General features: G+C 43.8%; 10 protein-coding genes. 4 read left to right on the top strand and 6 right to left on the bottom strand.

Going from position 1 to position 16,879, the window contains the following annotated elements:
• Positions 1-19: 19 nt before the first annotated feature.
• From ABTV71_RS01065 to ABTV71_RS01045, 5 genes are all read right to left on the bottom strand, one after another.
• Positions 20-1,537, bottom strand: coding sequence for a RagB/SusD family nutrient uptake outer membrane protein (locus ABTV71_RS01065; protein WP_433901979.1), 1,518 nt, complete (start codon positions 1,535-1,537; stop codon positions 20-22).
• A 29-nt stretch (positions 1,538-1,566) separates the two neighbouring features.
• Complete coding sequence (locus ABTV71_RS01060) at positions 1,567-4,848, bottom strand: SusC/RagA family TonB-linked outer membrane protein (protein ID WP_433901978.1); 3,282 nt, start codon at positions 4,846-4,848, stop codon at positions 1,567-1,569.
• 267 nt (positions 4,849-5,115) lie between these two features.
• Positions 5,116-6,222: a FecR family protein gene (locus ABTV71_RS01055; protein WP_433901977.1), complete on the bottom strand. Its 1,107-nt coding sequence runs from the start codon at positions 6,220-6,222 to the stop codon at positions 5,116-5,118.
• 133 nt (positions 6,223-6,355) lie between these two features.
• Positions 6,356-6,961, bottom strand: coding sequence for an RNA polymerase sigma factor (locus ABTV71_RS01050; RefSeq protein WP_433901976.1), 606 nt, complete (start codon positions 6,959-6,961; stop codon positions 6,356-6,358).
• Between the two features lie 364 nt (positions 6,962-7,325).
• Complete coding sequence (locus tag ABTV71_RS01045) at positions 7,326-8,663, bottom strand: L,D-transpeptidase (RefSeq protein WP_433901975.1); 1,338 nt, start codon at positions 8,661-8,663, stop codon at positions 7,326-7,328.
• Between the two features lie 262 nt (positions 8,664-8,925).
• Between ABTV71_RS01045 and ABTV71_RS01040 the strand changes: the two genes are divergently transcribed.
• Genes ABTV71_RS01040 through ABTV71_RS01025 form a run of 4 tightly spaced genes read left to right on the top strand, consistent with a single transcriptional unit; the run spans position 8,926 to position 15,736 of the window.
• The gene (locus ABTV71_RS01040) at positions 8,926-11,664 is read left to right on the top strand and encodes a TonB-dependent receptor (RefSeq protein WP_433901974.1); all 2,739 of its coding nucleotides are present in this window, start codon (positions 8,926-8,928) and stop codon (positions 11,662-11,664) included.
• Between the two features lie 11 nt (positions 11,665-11,675).
• Positions 11,676-13,028: a DUF4876 domain-containing protein gene (locus tag ABTV71_RS01035; RefSeq protein WP_433901973.1), complete on the top strand. Its 1,353-nt coding sequence runs from the start codon at positions 11,676-11,678 to the stop codon at positions 13,026-13,028.
• A gap of 11 nt (positions 13,029-13,039) precedes the next feature.
• Entirely contained in the window at positions 13,040-14,605 is a 1,566-nt protein-coding gene (locus ABTV71_RS01030; RefSeq protein ID WP_433901972.1) for a DUF6850 family outer membrane beta-barrel protein, read from the top strand.
• A 12-nt stretch (positions 14,606-14,617) separates the two neighbouring features.
• Entirely contained in the window at positions 14,618-15,736 is a 1,119-nt protein-coding gene (locus ABTV71_RS01025; protein ID WP_433901971.1) for a cytochrome-c peroxidase, read from the top strand.
• 67 nt (positions 15,737-15,803) lie between these two features.
• Here ABTV71_RS01025 and ABTV71_RS01020 read toward each other — a convergent pair whose 3' ends face one another.
• The gene (locus tag ABTV71_RS01020) at positions 15,804-16,712 is read right to left on the bottom strand and encodes a DUF4625 domain-containing protein (RefSeq protein ID WP_433901970.1); all 909 of its coding nucleotides are present in this window, start codon (positions 16,710-16,712) and stop codon (positions 15,804-15,806) included.
• Between the last annotated feature and the right edge of the window lie 167 nt (positions 16,713-16,879).

Here is a 16,879-nt window from a genome sequence, read left to right as displayed (position 1 = left end):
TATATTTAAAGTCAACGGATCAAGGATTCTGTATAACAAGGGGGTTACTTAACATCTCATCTATAGGTAGATAGTAAATAATACGTGGATTTGAATAAGGTACACTTAGATTCGGAAATCCAGCCGGCTTTTTGCTCAGATCGATATCCGTCTCCTTGAGCCCAGACAGGTGATATCCCCAATAACTTTTATCCATCGCCTTTCTGTTGCGGTAAAGGTCATAGGCACGATGTCCTTCGAAAGCCATTTCTATTCTTTTTTCGTTGAGTACGACGTCCAGAGCCGTACTTCCGGCAGGAACGACCTTATTGTATAAGGCATGCGCCAGTCCCCGGTTTTTACGGATCATATCCACATCATCAAGTGCTGCCGCTGCGGCATTATTCTTTGCCTTGGCTTCTGCACGGATCAAATACAGCTCTGCGAGTCTAAACATAATTGGGGAGCTCAAATTGGGCAAACCATCCTGAAACGAAAACTTACTGATGTAGTATACCTCAATACCATTTTTCTTCTGTATTTTTCCCGATGCATCCTTTAAAGGAACGATATAGGACCAGCGTACATCTTCGGGATATTTTGCCATCAACTCACGCAAGGAAGATGAAGCATATTCCTCACCCCATCCCGAATTACCATCCGAATAGATCATTGACGCAATAGAACCAAATTTTCCATAGTCATCAACCTGTGTAAATGCGATACAGAAAATAGTTTCCGAACCAGCAGTCGCATTGGCAAATAATGCAGGATAAGTCGCCGTCGAAGATAATGTATACTTGCCTGACTCAATCACTTTGTCTGCATATTCGATTGCTTTGAGATTATCTTCTTTATACAAATTTACACGCGCCAGTAAAGACCATGCAGCATATTGAGATGCGTATTGTACCCCCCTAGGTTTAGTCATTAGTACAGCCGCCTTTTCAGCATCAGCAAGTACAGATTCATACACCTCCTTTACAGAAGACCGTCCTTTCTTTGCGGGGTCGCTTAAGCTGGTCCGCAGGATAATCCCAGGCGCTTGGGGATCCACACTGTAGGGTTTGCCAAATAAGCGTACCAGATTAAAATGGCAAAATGCACGCAAGAAATAACATTCTCCCAGTAATTGATTGGTTTCTACATCCGATTTTCCCGATTTTTCGACCGCATCGATTACGGTATTGACTCCAGTGATAATTTTATAGGAGATATACCAAAAATAGCGTGTATTAGACTGCGCTGGAGAGTGTCCTAGGGTAAAACTATAAAATAGTGGGTCTGTTGTTATCTGCGCACAGACGATATCATCGCTTGCAAAATCTGATAAATGATAAAATTGCCGCAGGTACATGTTATTATTATCGGTTGTTCCATTAAATTCGATATGGTCTTTAAATAAAGCATATGCACCATTCAGCGCATTGGTTAATCCATCTTTTGTGGTAATCAATGTCGTTGTGCTTATCGCATCACTCGGCGGGAAATCAAGGTTCTTACAGCTTCCCAGCATCAGTAAAACAGGTACTATGGCGGAGAATAGTTTCTTTTTCATAAACAATATTGTTGCGGGCCGTAGCCAGTTTAAAAGTTAAAAGTGAGGTTCAACAGATACTGTCTGTTGTTGGGATACTTAAAATCGGAAACTCCCGGCATGGCATAGGATGCCTGTGTTACTGTTGTTTGCGGATCCTGCCCAAGAAAGTTGGTAAAAATTGCCACATTGTCTGCTGTAGCGCCAATGGTGACAGCCTTCATTGCCATTTTACGCGCCCAGTCTTGCGGTAATGTATAACTAAAGTTCAGGTTACGAATTGCAAAGTAGCTTCCATTTTTAAGGTAACGACTCGATGTTTCTGTCGAATTCGCCGAATTTTGAGGGCTTGGTTCGGTCGCTTTCAGGTCTCCGGGGGCACTCCAGATTTTGGCACCATCCGGTAATCTGATCTGATTATAATAAGGTTCATGACCATCATTCATCATATAGCGCAAATTATTGCTGAACACTTTGTTGCCATAATTAAAATATGTACTCACACTGAACTGAAAATTTTTATACCTAAAGCTATTATTGAATCCCCCCTGGTATTTTGGCAAGGCCGATCCCACTTCTTGATTTGTCGCCTGTGCATAGTCCGCAGTTTTCTCCGGTATGGGGAGTTGAGCACCGTTATTGTCGACTAATTTTTCCCAGAGCGGGGCGCCGTTCTCCGGATCAACACCGAGCCATTTGGGCATATAAAACTCAAAAAGATTACCTCCATTGCGATAAATCTGCGTCACCCCAGTCGAACTGGTCCTGACAATATCGGATGGGAAACCAGCCAATTTATTCTTGTTGAAATTAATTGTAAAGTCAGTCGTCCATTGAAAATGCTGTGTTTGGATATTGGTCGAGCTAATGCCGATCTCTATGCCCTTGTTGATCACAGTACCTGCATTTTCCCATTTTGTTTCAAACCCCACCGAAAGAGGCTGCGCGACCTGCAAAAGTAGATCTTTCGTATCATTGCGATAGGCGTCTACGGTTAGATTTACACGTTTAAATAGACCTATATCTAACCCAAGATTCATCTGACGCTTGCTTTCCCAGGTTAGGTTAGGGCTAGCCAACTGGTAAGGTATAGCTCCGACAATATTGTTGTATTGTGCAGTTAACGAAAATAAGCCCAGATAGCGTGAAGCTCCAATATCCTGTGTTCCTGTAAAACCATAACTCGCACGAACCTTGAGGTTATCTATGGTCTTATTCGATGCCATAAATTCTTCACTACTCACAGACCAGGCGGCGGATAAAGAGGGAAAGCCACCATAGCGTTTGCTTGGCACAAAGTTAGAAGAGCCATCGTATCTATAAGATCCCGAAATAAAATACCGATTCTTATAGCTATAATTCATCTGGGACAAAAGCGACTGCAAGGTTGTACCGATATGGTAGCCATTCAGTTTTTGATTACTGGATATCACGTTAGGCACTTTTAGTCCCTCGGGCAATCCTTTCCCTGAACCACCGGAATATTCTGTTCGCCCACTTTCAAACGCCCCGCCCACAAAACCATTGATCACATGATCATCCATTGGAAAATTAAACTTAAAAAGCTGATTACTGATAATACCATAGTTCAAGGCATTCAATTCATCCAGGTACCCATCACCATGATACGTACCTGCGGCCAAGGGCGACACATAATTTACCCCCTTATTATACGAGGCTGACACGCGATTGGTACTCGTAAATGTCAGCCAATCGGTGATGCGATAATTTGCACCCAGATCATAATTGATATCAAACCCTTTCGTGGTATGCTCCGAGTTGGCTACGGTATGAATCGGATTGATCTTATCCCGGGACCACCATTTAAACGATGAGGCGCCATCCACATAGACGGGCTGTCCATTGTTATCGTAAGGATTGTCCCAAGGAAGATTAAGAAATGCATAATACATATCCATATAATCATTATTCATTCCTCGGCTGCCACTGATGTTGATATTGTTGATTACATCCAATCTTGCATTGATGTGATAGGTCGAGTTCCCTCTCAAATTAAGTCTTTCATAATTAGTTTTGACAAATGTTCCTTTTTCCCGGTAATAAGATGCACCGATATAATAGTCATTTTTGCTGCTTTTCCCTCTTGCGGACATATAGAAATTATAGATCGGGGCCGATTTAAAAGATTCCTTGGACCAATCATAATTTTGGTCAAGTAAGTCCAATGGCCGTTCTGCGTAGAATTTCCCTAAATCTATTTTATAACTATTGTCTGTTGCTCCGGGGATATAATCGCGGTAGAATTCTTTCTGATAGTCATACAGCTGACGACTGTTCATCAGTTTGAGTTTTCCAAAGTCAGGGTTGCGGAACCCCGAAGCGACTTTTGCTTCAAATCCCAGGCCTTCCTCTTTGGCATTTTTTGTGGTGACGATAATGACGCCAGCATTGGCCTGGGATCCATATAAAGCTGTCGCGCCAGCATCTTTCAGTACGGTTATATTTTCCACATCATTGGGATCATAATTACCGCCTATAATACCATCTACTACGATCAGCGGACTTTGGTTTGCATTGACAGAAGACACGCCCCTCAGCCTAATTTCTGCGTTTGCGCCAGGTGCTCCGGAACTATTTACAACCTGCAGGCCAGCCACTTTCCCCTGCAGCATAGTACCCACGCTATTGGCTGTGACATCCTTCAGTTTGGCACCCGACACCACAGTAACAGCACTGGTCAATTCATTTTTACTTTTAGCGGTATACCCCACTACAACAATTTCGTTCAATTGCTGCAGATCAGCACGCAGGGCTACCTTCAATTCTTTCTGACCAGCGTCGGCAATTAATTCATGCGTACTGAATCCAACCGAACTGAAGATCAGCGTCACACGTGCGGCAGGCACGGGGATAGTAAAGCTCCCATCCGGTTTGGTCATTACATTCATACTGGTGCCCTTCACTTTTATCGTCACGCCGCCCAATGCTTGTCCTGCTGTATTTGTCACCTTACCTGAGAGCGTAAGCTGTTGGGTCTGGGCAGTGCCGACCGCATTTAATTTTTCAGGATTAGTAGCTATGTTTCTACCAATGAAAATCGTGTTTTCCTCGATGCTATAGTGAAGATCCTGATCACGAAGAGCCCGTTTCAAAAATTGCTGTAGCGGCATCTGATGAGCCGAAATCGAAACAGCCTTAGCGCCATCCAGAAAACGTACATTATAAACGACTTTATAATTGGTCTGCTGCCGAACGGCCTTAAAAACCTCTTTTAATGAATAGCTACGAGCTTCCAGGGTTATTGTCTGGGCAATTGATTTTGCGCTAATGTGCAGACAGCCCATCAGCACAAAAAGTGTTGTCAATCTCATAATTCGAAGGATTTGCCTTCCGGTTTGTCCCGATGGTAAATTACGGGTAAAACGAATATTCATATTCATGGCCTATAATTGCCACTGCAACACTTTTTTTCTTAAGTTTGCAGTGATTGGGTAATGTGAATTGGATGGTTAAATAATCATACGATATTATCCGACATAACAGGGGGGATGGTGGTGCGTTCTCCCTGTATCTTTGTTCGGTATCGCTTGTTGTAGGTTAAGTTGTATCGGTCATATGCATAAGATCAGTTATAAGGGTTATTCGATAATTAGTTTGTTATTTTCAATACGGTAGCCTATTTCAGATATTTTAAGCAATTTGAGGACAGTCTGCAGTGTTACATTGCGTGACATCGTACCGGAAAAGCGTTCATTAGGGATTTCTCTTGCATAAACCACATCAATATCATACCACCTAGACAGCTGCTTGAGCATTTCAGTCAAGGGCGTATTTTCGAAATAGAACTCCCCGTTTTTCCATGCGACGAAGGGCTGCACATCGATGGGTTGTTTATGTATATCACCTTTTTCAGAGCAAGCGGCTTGCTCACCTGGGGAAAGCAGCAAAAGCTTATCCTTTGTTTTCAATCGTACAGCGCCCGACACTAAAGTTGTTTTGATCTCGCGATCATTATTATAAGCCGAGATATTAAATTCCGTACCCATTACCTCCAAGTGCTGACCACGGCTAATGACCCTGAAGGGGCGAGTTTTATCCTTTACAACTGAAAAATAGGCTTCACCTATAATTTCAACCACGCGTTCATTTTTTGCAAATTGAGATGGATAACGCAGCGTAGACCCCGCATTCAACCAAACCTTTGTCCCATCTGCCAACATCAATTGATAAGTACCTCCTTTAGGCGTGGAGAGTGCAAGCTGACTGACTACGTTGTCATCGAGTTGAACGATATTGCCGTTTCCATCAGGATAATTAATCTTGTTTGCGCTAACCATAATACCATTTTGGTCTCTATCCAAATCTATTGCCGTTCCATCTGCCAGGGTCAGTTTAGCCCTATTTCCACCGGGCAAGACATCATTTTTTTCAAGTTTGGCCATCAAGGCTTCCCGACCAAGGTTATGTCTGCTGAGATTAAAAATTAAGGTCGCTATCATCGCAACAATCACTATTGCAGCAGCAACATACGGCAGTATCCGTCTCACTTTAGGAGCAGGATTGATGACTTCGTTATCTTGCTCCTGGGCATCTTCTTGATACAATCGAGCGATCTCATCAAGACCATCGGCCTCGCGCTCCGCATAGTGGTTAAACCAAGCATGTAAGTCTGCTTTCTCTTCAGCTGTACACTGCCCTCGTTGATATCGGTCAAATAATTGTTTAATTTTTTCTCGTTCCTGCATAACAATTTCGATCCTACAGCCCAACCTGTTTTGGGTCTTGTATCTTTAATACGAATGACAGCGCGAGAAGTTATAGTTGGAAAATAAAAAAAAATAAATAGGGTCGGTTATATTTATTTTGAGGGGGATTAGGCTAAAAGATATCCTCATTATAAAAAAACAGGAAGAACAACAGGAGTCTCGGAAACTTACTCCTCAGGATGCGCATGGCCTGATGTTTATGCTGCTTTACAGTACCTTCAGTAATATTCAATTGCTCAGCAATTTCTTTATTGGATAGCTTTCCATCGCGCGAGAGCTGATATACGGCTTGCATTTTGGGAGGTAGCAAGGCTATCTTCTCTTCCAATATACGTTCAAGTTCACGCAAGAGGACTGTTTCCTCAGTGTCACAGGTATTTTGATGTTGAAACGCCAAATAAGAGCTGACGTATTCGTTAAAATATTTACTACGATTCATGTTGGAAAGGATCTTATTTCGGAGTACCGTATACAAATATCCCTTGATGTTACCTGTTGAATCAATACGTTCAGGCCGATGCCACAGCTCCATAAACAATTCCTGCACAGCATCGTTTGCCATATCCTCCTCTTTGAGCAAATGAACAGCAGCAAGATACATTTTCGAAAAATGACGTTTATAAAATATTGTGAACGCCTCCTCATCGCCTTTTTTTATTCGTGCAATCAGCACACTATCTTGAGCTTCGGCCTGAGTTTCAGAATAGAATCCTTCCATACTGCTTCCCTACTAAAATACAATATCTCCAATTTGACTAGGTTCTCATAATCAATTTAAGTAAACAAATTGAATATAAAAATATGACAAATGCAAAAATAGTTACTAAGAGCGATCGAAAGCCCCGCTATGAGTCACTCTTAATCTTAAAATAGCGCGCGTTTAAGGCATCCTTATCAATCCGTTTAAAACGAATAAATCAGCAAAAAAAACTAAGTAGGCCATCGTGAGGTAGATGAAATCAGTTCTATTTGAAAAAAAAGCGGAGTTGAGTGTTTAATTATCTAATTGGTCAAGGTCAAATAAAATTTTCTATTTTAAATATAGGTTGCTTCCGTTACCAGAAGCAACCTATGTTTGGAAACTATTTTCCTATATTGTACGCAACCGGAATCGGATAGCCCTTTCCACGTAGTGCGGCAATGGGTATAGCCATTTCCTGCTGACCGATGACTTTCCTGGTCACCTGCCCCTTTTCCTTCCGGTTTTCTTTGTCCGCATCTCTTTTCTGCGCACTGTCTCCTTTTGTGGCCTGATCGGGATGATCAGTCCCGGCAATTTTGTTGCCACGCGCATCGGTATTCATTTCCGCCAAGGCTTGGGTCAGGCTATTTTTTTCCTGCTCACTGAGTTTTTCAAATTTGACGCCATAGTTATCGAGTACACGGGTCGCATTTTCGACAGTATTGGTACCACGCTCGTATATATCTCTATAAATGTGCAGCTGACCATCTTGCGCAACGATGGTTTCATAACGCAGTTCTACCAGCACCGGCTGTGTTAGCTTAACCGATTCTGTTTTGGTGTTTTTCTTCTCATAGTCGGCAATTTTGTCCGCTGAAATTGGACTTCCCGATACCTGAGCAAGCAGCTGGGTAAAATCCTGCACCTGTCCATCCGTAAGTCCCACACAACCATGGGAAGCAAAAGCCCCAAGTTTGGAGACATCTTTTCCCCCATGAATCAACGATGGCATGCCAATGGGAATTTTGATCGGTCCCAGTGGATTTAATTTGCTTCCGGCAGGTACTTTCTCACCAGGACTTACCTTGCCCTTTACCCAAGGTTCATCCGGGGGTGTCCAGGTCGGATTAAAAATGATATTAGTTGCCTTACGTACGCCTGTTGGCAATGGAAACTCCGGGTAGCCCACCCCCACCTTGTAGGTTTTGATCAGCTTACCCTGCTGAAATACATCCATTCGGAAGGCTGGTGCGTTCACAACAACCCGTGTATCTTCGGGAACCTGATTAGGTTCTAAGGGCAGTGTATTCTGCTCGTCCGTATAACGTGCGGCAATAAAATGGAAGAACTGACCAGCTTTCTGTTCACCAAGGATCCGAACAATCTCTGCTGTCGCCTGTTTGATAGATTCTTTAAACGATTTGGTCGACGGTTCAGCATCCTCACTTAGCTTGCCAACAGCGGTGCTGGCAGCCTCTTCTAAGGCCTTGATCTGTTCTTTATTGAGCTGCAGATCCGATTTTAAAGCGGGCTCGAAATCTTCTTCATAAAAAAGAGCATTGAGCCAGGCCAGGGTAAAGTCGGTATTTTCCGCCTGCTCGGTCATTGTTTTTTCTGCTTCACTTTTCGGCTGCTGCTTGGCATTACGGTCTTGACAACCCGCCAGCATAACAATCGCGAGGAAGCATCCGCATACATAGGTGGTAATCCACTTTCTAAGGGGATAGGATAACATCATATTTTTCATATACCTTAATCAACAAGTCTGCAACAGAAAAAGTTTAGCCGGATCCATATTCGCCGCATCGCAAGCAAAAACTTGACCTGATAGCTCGCAGCGCAAAACATGCGTTTTTCTGCATGCAATATTCATGATTACTTAATTGTATATTTAGATTGATTAAAAATAATTTGAAAAAACAGCTTTTTTGTCTTATTTTTGACGTCAACTAATTCAGCAAAAAAACTCAAGCTGAATTTTCGCGTTTTTATACGTACTTATGAAAAAAGAATTAATGGCATCGGTTTTATGCGGCATGGCAGTTATGGCCAACGCACAGGAGCGGTTTTATGGAACAGTAAAAGATGAGCAGGGACTGGCCTTACCCTTTGCATCGGTTACCTTGCTCCACAGCAATACCAGCTACATGACCGACCGTCTGGGCAATTTTGATTTTGATATTCAGGCGCGCGACTCGATCCGTATTAAAGTGGCTTATCTGGGAAAACAGACCCTCCAGCGATCCTACCCTGTCTACCAATCGAAAGTGCGTCATAACATTGTACTCCGCGATCTTTCACTCACCTTGGAAGAGGTTAATATTTTACCTGATATCAATGACAATGGACATTCCAACTCGTCCATTCAGATAGACAAACAGGCTATCGATCAATTGCAGGCGTTCAGTCTGGTGGATGTGATGAATGCGCTGCCCGGAAAAAAAACACTCCCCCTGGATCTCAATAGTCTATCGACCCTAACCTTGCGCGGCGGCGGCCTCGCCCTTGGTGCTTTTGACATCAATAATTCGCAGGGCATCGCCATTATCATGGATGATATGCGGATTTCCAATGATGCCAATCTACAAACCCGAGGGCTTTCTCGGGGTGGTCTCAGTGGAAGTACCCTCACCATGAACGGCTACCGCGACAGTTATTTCGGAACACAGGAATCAAAGAGCTATGATACGCCTTTTCAGGGAATTGATCTGCGTGATATCCCCGTGAACAATATTGAAAAAATAGAAGTCATCCAGGGCATTGCCCCTGCCCGATATGGTGAAGTGACCAATGGCGCAGTCCTTATCGACCGCCAGGCCGGCCGGAGTCCTTATGTTGCCAGTTTCAATATCAATGGTGGTTCGACCAGCAGTTCACTCAGCAAGGGATTTTTGCTGTCACCAAAATGGGGTGCCCTAAATTTTAGCAGCAACTGGACCTACAGCAACGCTGATCCGAAAGACAAAGTCAAATCCTTCCATCGCTATTCACAAAGTCTGATGTGGACCAATGTTTTTGGAAAAATTAAAAATACCGTTTCACTGGATTATTCGGGACGGAATGACAATAAGCGTCAGGATCCCGATGACATCACATTGCGGACGTCGAAATTTACAAACAATAAATTTTCTCTGAACAACCGAATGGGGATTAAGATCGGTCAACAGTGGATGAAAAATCTACAAATAAACACTAGTATCTCCCTGGGCAAACAAGAATCCTATTCCAGCTATGCAGTTAACCGAGGGCTTACGCCAATTGCTTACTTGGATACCATGGGAATCTATGAGGGCAAATATGTGCTGTTGTCCACCATGACAGAAGAACTGATCATCGGAAAACCCATTACAGCCTCGGCCAGTGTTTCGTCTAATGGGCAGGTACAGCTCGGAACTGTCGGGCACAACTTTAGCTATGGCGCTGGTTTCAATTATTCGAATAATGGTGGGCAAGGCGTCATATCCGACCCCGAGCGTCCCAGATTGGTTGGTTATAACCAACAAAATTTAAGGCCTTATTCTTTTGAGCATATTCCTGCCGCAAAAAACTGGAGTCTTTATCTCGAAGATCAGTTTGACCTTAACTTGGGCCGACGTACCTTGTCCAACAACCTTGGTGTACGTTATGATATCCAAAATGGTTATGGTACTATCCAACCGCGTTTTAATTCGCAGCTGCAATGGAATAAGCGATGGACTTTTACAGGTGCCCTGGGTATAGCGACCAAGGCTCCATCGCTTGCACAGCTGTATCCCGGACCTACTTTCATCGATTATGATCTGATCACCGCCAGTACCGGTGGCCTTGACCCCTCGCTGTATCTTCTCTATACGGATAAAATCCAGATTGACAACAGTAAGCTCAAACCATCCAAATCGTTTCAAGTAGAATTTGGTGCAACGCGTAAGAGCCGCTGGGTCAATACATCAATTTATGCTTATTACAAGAAAAATAGTGACGGTTTCTACGCGATGAGCAATTTGCGGCGCTATGAACTACCGAAATACAGTTACTGGTTAAACCAAACTACAAACAAATTTGAATATGCGCCTACAGGAGAAACCATTGTCAACGGTGGTTTCATTGACCATCAATTGACCAATGGTCTGGTATCGGAAAGTTATGGCTTTGAATGGTATTTGTCTACACCTAAAATCCCGGTTATTGCCACTTCTTTTTCACTGAATACTTCCTATAATTATACAAAAGCAAAAAATGCGATCAATGAAGCCTTTAATCCTGAGCAAAGAACATACCTGGATGAAGTGCGTTATCTCAAAACGGTTTACTATGAACCCCTTCGTCTGTCGGCGAAATCGCTGCTCTCAAAATTAAATACGGTAACCCATTTTTCACGCATTGGATTTGTCATCAACCTTTCGCTGGATATCAATATCCTGGGCGACAATCAGACCTTGAGCAGCCTGACCCCAATAGCCTACCTTGATGACGATATTCGGTTCCATACGCTTACAGCAGCCGAGGCACAAGGGGCGCCATTCAACACACTGAACAAGCAAACCAAAGATAGCAAAACAGAAAATACACCTTTTGTTTACACCACAATGAATATGGGTTTTGAGAAGGAAATCCGCAAAAATTTTAAAATTAATATGCGTGTCTACAATCTGTTGGACCTACGCCCATACCAATTGGTCACACTCGACAATGGGACCGACCGGATCTTCGATCCAAATCATAAACCCAGCTTAACCATCGGAACATCCATAAAATTTTAACAGACAACAATATGACCAGAAATTTAATTATTATTGCCCTGCTCATCGTGAGCGTCCTATCGGGCTGTAAAAAGTCTGAAGAGGACCGCGTACGGCCAGTATCGCTGCAGCTGACATTAAAAGCTGTCGAAGGGGATATTTCTTTTGATGTCTCAAAAGCCAGCATCAAAATTACCAACCGCACCACGAGCGGATCCTACAGCGCAGCAGGGACGGACACAGGAAAAGTATCCTTTGCCAGTGTAACGCCCGGTGCATACGATGTCTCGGCCACACTTGTGGTCAGCGCACAGGAATACACGCAAAAAACAGGTGTTTTCACTGAAGAAGATATCACCTTCAATGGCGCCATCGAACGGCTGGATGTCAGCACCGACACCGAAAAACAGCTTGATCTTGTGATTGGTAAGGTCGGTAACTGGGTTTTTAAACAGATCTACTATGCCGGATCAGATGTCACCAAAGGCGCGACTTTTAGGGATCAATTCCTCGAAATCTACAACAATTCCAATACGGTGCTCTATGCCGATAGCCTTTATATCGGGCAGGTAGAAGGCAAGAACAACAACAATAGTGGACAATATTTTCTGCCGGGCAGCAATCAGTACGACTGGAGCCAGTCCCATGACATCACAGTTGGTGCCGGAATGGATGCCAATAAAGATTATGTGTATGCCAATACGGTATTTATGGTACCAAGTGATGGAACAGGCAAAAAATATCCTGTTCAACCCGGTCAGAGTATTATTATCGCCGCTACAGCAGTGGACCATACCGCATCTTATACTGGCAACGGCAACACCAGCGTGGTAATTACCGATCCAAGCCTGACGGTCAACTTATCCAAAGCCGACTTTGAGACCAATCTCATCAGCTACCTGGGGGGTACACCATACAAATATGACATCGATAATCCCAATGTGACCAATATGGATGTCACTTATTTTATTTCGGGCAATGACATGGTATTAAAGGCCAATGGCCGCGATGCTTTTATCCTATTCAAAGCTAATCCAAATCTGCCTGCCGTTAAATCGCTACCTACAGTGGCAACACCGGATCAGCGGGAGATCACCGCTGCAACAAAGAAAATGCTGCAGATTCCGGTCAGCTATATTGATGATGCCGTCGAAGTGATGCACCCAACCGAAAGTCAACGCGTGCCGAAGCGCCTACCAACTTCGTTGGATGCTGTACGCACCTTCGTACCAGCCGGACAATATTCCAGCCAGTCACTGGTCCGTAAGACATTAAAAACTGTCAATGGACGTCGGATACTAAAAGATACGAACAATTCCAGTGAAGATTTTGGCTACCTGAACAAAGCTGACGTATCCAAATCGGCAAGTTCATTTATTGATTGATATTTTAACGCATGGGGACAGCCCAGGCTGTCCCTTTAATTTTTGCTATGCGCTACTTTAGCCTTTTTATCTTGCTCATTTGTTGCTCTCAGGCGTATGCCCAACGGAATTACCAGTCAGATTCTGTGCTGTGGAGCATTGCCGGTGAACAGAAGATGCAGTATCTTTTTGGTCACAGCACCTTGCTTCAGGATACCGCAAGACAAAATTTCGGGGACCTTACGATTTATTACGACCTGAAAAACCGGAACTATCGCACCAGTCAGCAAGCTCAGAAAACCGCTGTTGCAGCCTTCGAGGCACGCGGGGTCAACTATCTTTCGGATAAGATCATAGTATCAGGGACATTTAGCTATGCCAAAACCTGGGAAGACAGCCTTACCTACTTTCTGGGCGGTCTGGACGACAACCGTATTCCGGGCTATTTTTACACCCCAAAAGCTGGGAAATTTGAGCGACAGACATACGATGCACAGGCACAGCTGGGTTACAAGATAAATTCTCCCTGGCAAGCTGATCTACAGGCCAATTATACGCACCATTGGTCCACACGTTCGGTTGATCCAAGGATGGAACTTTACAGCATGAAATTCTTACTGAAACCCAGCCTTTCGTACGTCAGCGCAAATCAGCAGCACTTTTCCCTTTCAGGGATCTGGGGATACGGGCGGGGGCAGACCGACATTTCCTATAAAAACAGAAAGCTGAATGATGGGACAGCCCTTCCGGAATATCATCATTTCACCAGCTTTGGCTATGGTTATACGAAGGAGCTCGATTCAACCGCCCTTCGGCAATACGATCAGTACCGTGGATTGGAACTCGCTGGCACATGGAACCAGCCGAGCTGGACGTTATATTGGTCGACAAGCTATCTGATACGCAACAATGAAAATACCAATGATGTCCGTCATAGACAGCACTATCAGATCAAACAGACATTCAATCTGGATCAGATTGACCTCGACCTGCTCTTTACAGACAAAAGGGTCAATAGCAATCTGCTCCGCTTTAACCTGAAAACTGCAAACGGTCATGATGGCGTCTATCATCGTGGGAAAAACTACTTTTTGAGCCAATGGAACATGGCCCTGTTGTATAGCAAAGCATTTGCTTCGGGCTCCAGCTCGCGCAAAGAAGCGGGAATCTCCGTACAGGGCGCATATGATAAGCGTGACGACGCCTTGACCGAGCATCTTGCGGTACGCCGCTGGATTGATGTGACAGTTCCCCTCTCCTGGTCGAAGACCGGGAAGTCGGCGGACCGCTTTCGGGTGCAACTCAGCCCTTCCTATAGGTTTGCATTAACGAACCGTCTGGAGGTTCCAGACAGCCAAATCAATGCATTTACCAAGGGGATTGCCTATCCTGAATTTTACTATTACGATGCCAACGTCTTAGCGATACAGACAAAATTATCCTACCTAACGGCAAGGATCGTCAACAAAACAAAAATGGCCTTCTTTGTCGATTTCCGATTTGAATCAGCCGCCAGCTCAAAACAGATCGTTGTGAGCAGTCAGGCCTTCCGAGGTCAGAATACGAATTGGCGCATGGGTGTCAATTTCTATTTGTAAAAAGAGAGAGAAATGAAAAAAAGTATAGTATTGCTATTACTAGTGCTGGGGGCCGTGTTGTCCTCTTTTGTCTATTCCTATCAGGAGGATTTACGTCAAACTTACGCCCGACCCGTAAGTGAATGGCCCAAGCCTACGATTGACCCAGGGGTCAATTGGTCGGAATTCAAATCATTACCCAAGATTGATTCGAGTTATTTTTCGCTAATGGAGCGTCCCGATGTCAAACTGGGGAAATTATTATTTTTTGATCCTATTTTATCGGGGAGCAATCAAATATCCTGTAGCAGTTGCCATAATCCGCAAACGTCCTGGGCAGATAAGTTAACTGTCCCAGTCGGCAATGACCATCTGGAGGGCCAGCGGAATACCCCTTCCCTATTAAATGTCTATGCCCGTAAAGCACTGTTTTGGGACGGCAGGGCCGGATCGTTGGAAGAGCAGGCTTTGGGGCCCATTGAAGCGCATCACGAGATGAATATGGAACTTACCCAGCTGATTCCCAAACTGAAAGCTATCCCAGCATACAACACACTTTTTCAAGCCGCATTTGGCGAAGAAGATTATTCAATGCCAGAAGTACTGAAAGCGCTGGCCGCTTTTCAACGTACGCTCACCAGTAGAAGGAGCCGCTTTGATGAGTTTTTAGATGGAAACTATAAGGTGCTGACCGACGAGGAAATCCATGGGCTGCACCTCTTTCGAACAAAAGCGCGTTGCATGAATTGTCACAATGGGCAGTTTCTGACAGATAATCTGTACCATAATATTGGACTCACCTATTACAAACGTAAGTTTGAGGATTTGGGCCGCTATGAGATTACCAAAGACCCCAGCGATGTTGGGCGTTTTCAGACACCATCCCTACGCGATATTATGCATACAGATCCCTGGATGCATAACGGCTTATTCTGGAATATGACAGGGCTCTTGAATATGTACAACAGTGGTATGCAGATGAATTCGGCCACCGCAGCGCAAAAAGCAAAAGACCCACTCTATCCTGTGACCGATCCACTGATGCAACCACTCCATCTGAGTAAATCAGAAATCAAAGCGATTGAGGCATTTTTGCATGCCATTACCGCCACCAGTTATCGTATGCGACGTCCAGAAAGCCTACCAAGATAATGTTCAAGCACATGCGTGTATCCCTTGACAGGAGATACACGTATATGCGATTTAACGGGATAGATTTTTAATAGGCAATGGTGACTGGAATTGATTTGAAAGTACTCATATTAAAGGTTGTGTTTTTATATAAGATCACCAGATTGTACTGACCTGAAGCCCATTGACGTTCGCCATTAATTGGACTTCCCAAACCGTCTTTTTCGGCACCGATCATGATATCATCTCCACTCAGCGTTCCATTGACCAACTTATAGGTATTTACCTTAGCGGCGGGTCCCAATTCCCGATGTTCGACTTTGGAGATAATTATGGCTTTAGTGAGGTCTAGCTTATCGACTGTTTCAGGGAAATGATTCAATGTCCGTTTGATCAATGCAGTATATAAAATACCATCTCCCTGTATTTGCTTGATCTGTGCCCGAGCAGTAAACTTATCTCCTTTCTTGAACACGATAGGATCTTCAACAAAAGTATTCATGTAGTAGACCATGTCGTCATTACGCGAAAAGATATCCCGGTCCACGACAGGATCGACAGGCATATTGGTCGCATCAAAAATCTGAAAATCTTCTTTTAGTTCCAGTTTCGCGCCGTTGACATCATTTACAATAAAAAAGAAATCATATTTTCCTTCAGGAGCTTCCGTTGGAATGGTAAAATGTTTGTGCACATTGGCATTTTTTAGCCCTTTGTACTCGTCCCAAGCAATTTCCAATTTCCAGGCCGCGCTATAAGTCTGCCCAGCTTTCGGCAAAATCTTGACCTGAACGGATTCAATTTTATCGCCGGCCAAGAGATCCGCATTAAAATGAAAATCGCGGCCCCGGATTGCCTGCTTGTTATTCGCATAACCGATTTCTACATGTTCAGCAGTTGGCGGATTAGGCACAGGCGCTTGTTCCTCTTTTTTACAGGACGGCAATAGCCCTGATAACAACATAAATGCTAGGATAATTTTTATTGGTTTGATCATCTGTTAAATTTTAAATGCAACACAGATGCAAATATAAAAATTACATAATCAAAAGCAATATAGTTGCATTAATATTTTAATTCTATGATGATTCTTCGGTGCCAGTTTATCCTAGACGTATTCGGAACTATTTCAGCTAAAAAAAGCGGATAACATGATGTTATCCG

Origin of the sequence: Sphingobacterium puteale (assembly GCF_050986225.1) — a bacterium.
Lineage (GTDB): Bacteria > Bacteroidota > Bacteroidia > Sphingobacteriales > Sphingobacteriaceae > Sphingobacterium > Sphingobacterium puteale.
This window is presented reverse-complemented; position numbering and strand designations above follow the sequence as displayed.

Excerpts from the sequence above, each read along its gene's own strand:
- ABTV71_RS01020 (WP_433901970.1), bottom strand. The coding sequence starts at position 16,712 with ATGATCAAACCAATAAAAATTATCCTAGCATTTATGTTGTTATCAGGG.
- ABTV71_RS01055 (WP_433901977.1), bottom strand. The coding sequence starts at position 6,222 with ATGCAGGAACGAGAAAAAATTAAACAATTATTTGACCGATATCAACGA.
- ABTV71_RS01050 (WP_433901976.1), bottom strand. The coding sequence starts at position 6,961 with ATGGAAGGATTCTATTCTGAAACTCAGGCCGAAGCTCAAGATAGTGTG.
- ABTV71_RS01045 (WP_433901975.1), bottom strand. The coding sequence starts at position 8,663 with ATGATGTTATCCTATCCCCTTAGAAAGTGGATTACCACCTATGTATGC.
- ABTV71_RS01035 (WP_433901973.1), top strand. The coding sequence starts at position 11,676 with ATGACCAGAAATTTAATTATTATTGCCCTGCTCATCGTGAGCGTCCTA.
- ABTV71_RS01025 (WP_433901971.1), top strand. The coding sequence starts at position 14,618 with ATGAAAAAAAGTATAGTATTGCTATTACTAGTGCTGGGGGCCGTGTTG.
- ABTV71_RS01065 (WP_433901979.1), bottom strand. The coding sequence starts at position 1,537 with ATGAAAAAGAAACTATTCTCCGCCATAGTACCTGTTTTACTGATGCTG.
- ABTV71_RS01030 (WP_433901972.1), top strand. The coding sequence starts at position 13,040 with ATGGGGACAGCCCAGGCTGTCCCTTTAATTTTTGCTATGCGCTACTTT.
- ABTV71_RS01060 (WP_433901978.1), bottom strand. The coding sequence starts at position 4,848 with ATGAGATTGACAACACTTTTTGTGCTGATGGGCTGTCTGCACATTAGC.
- ABTV71_RS01040 (WP_433901974.1), top strand. The coding sequence starts at position 8,926 with ATGAAAAAAGAATTAATGGCATCGGTTTTATGCGGCATGGCAGTTATG.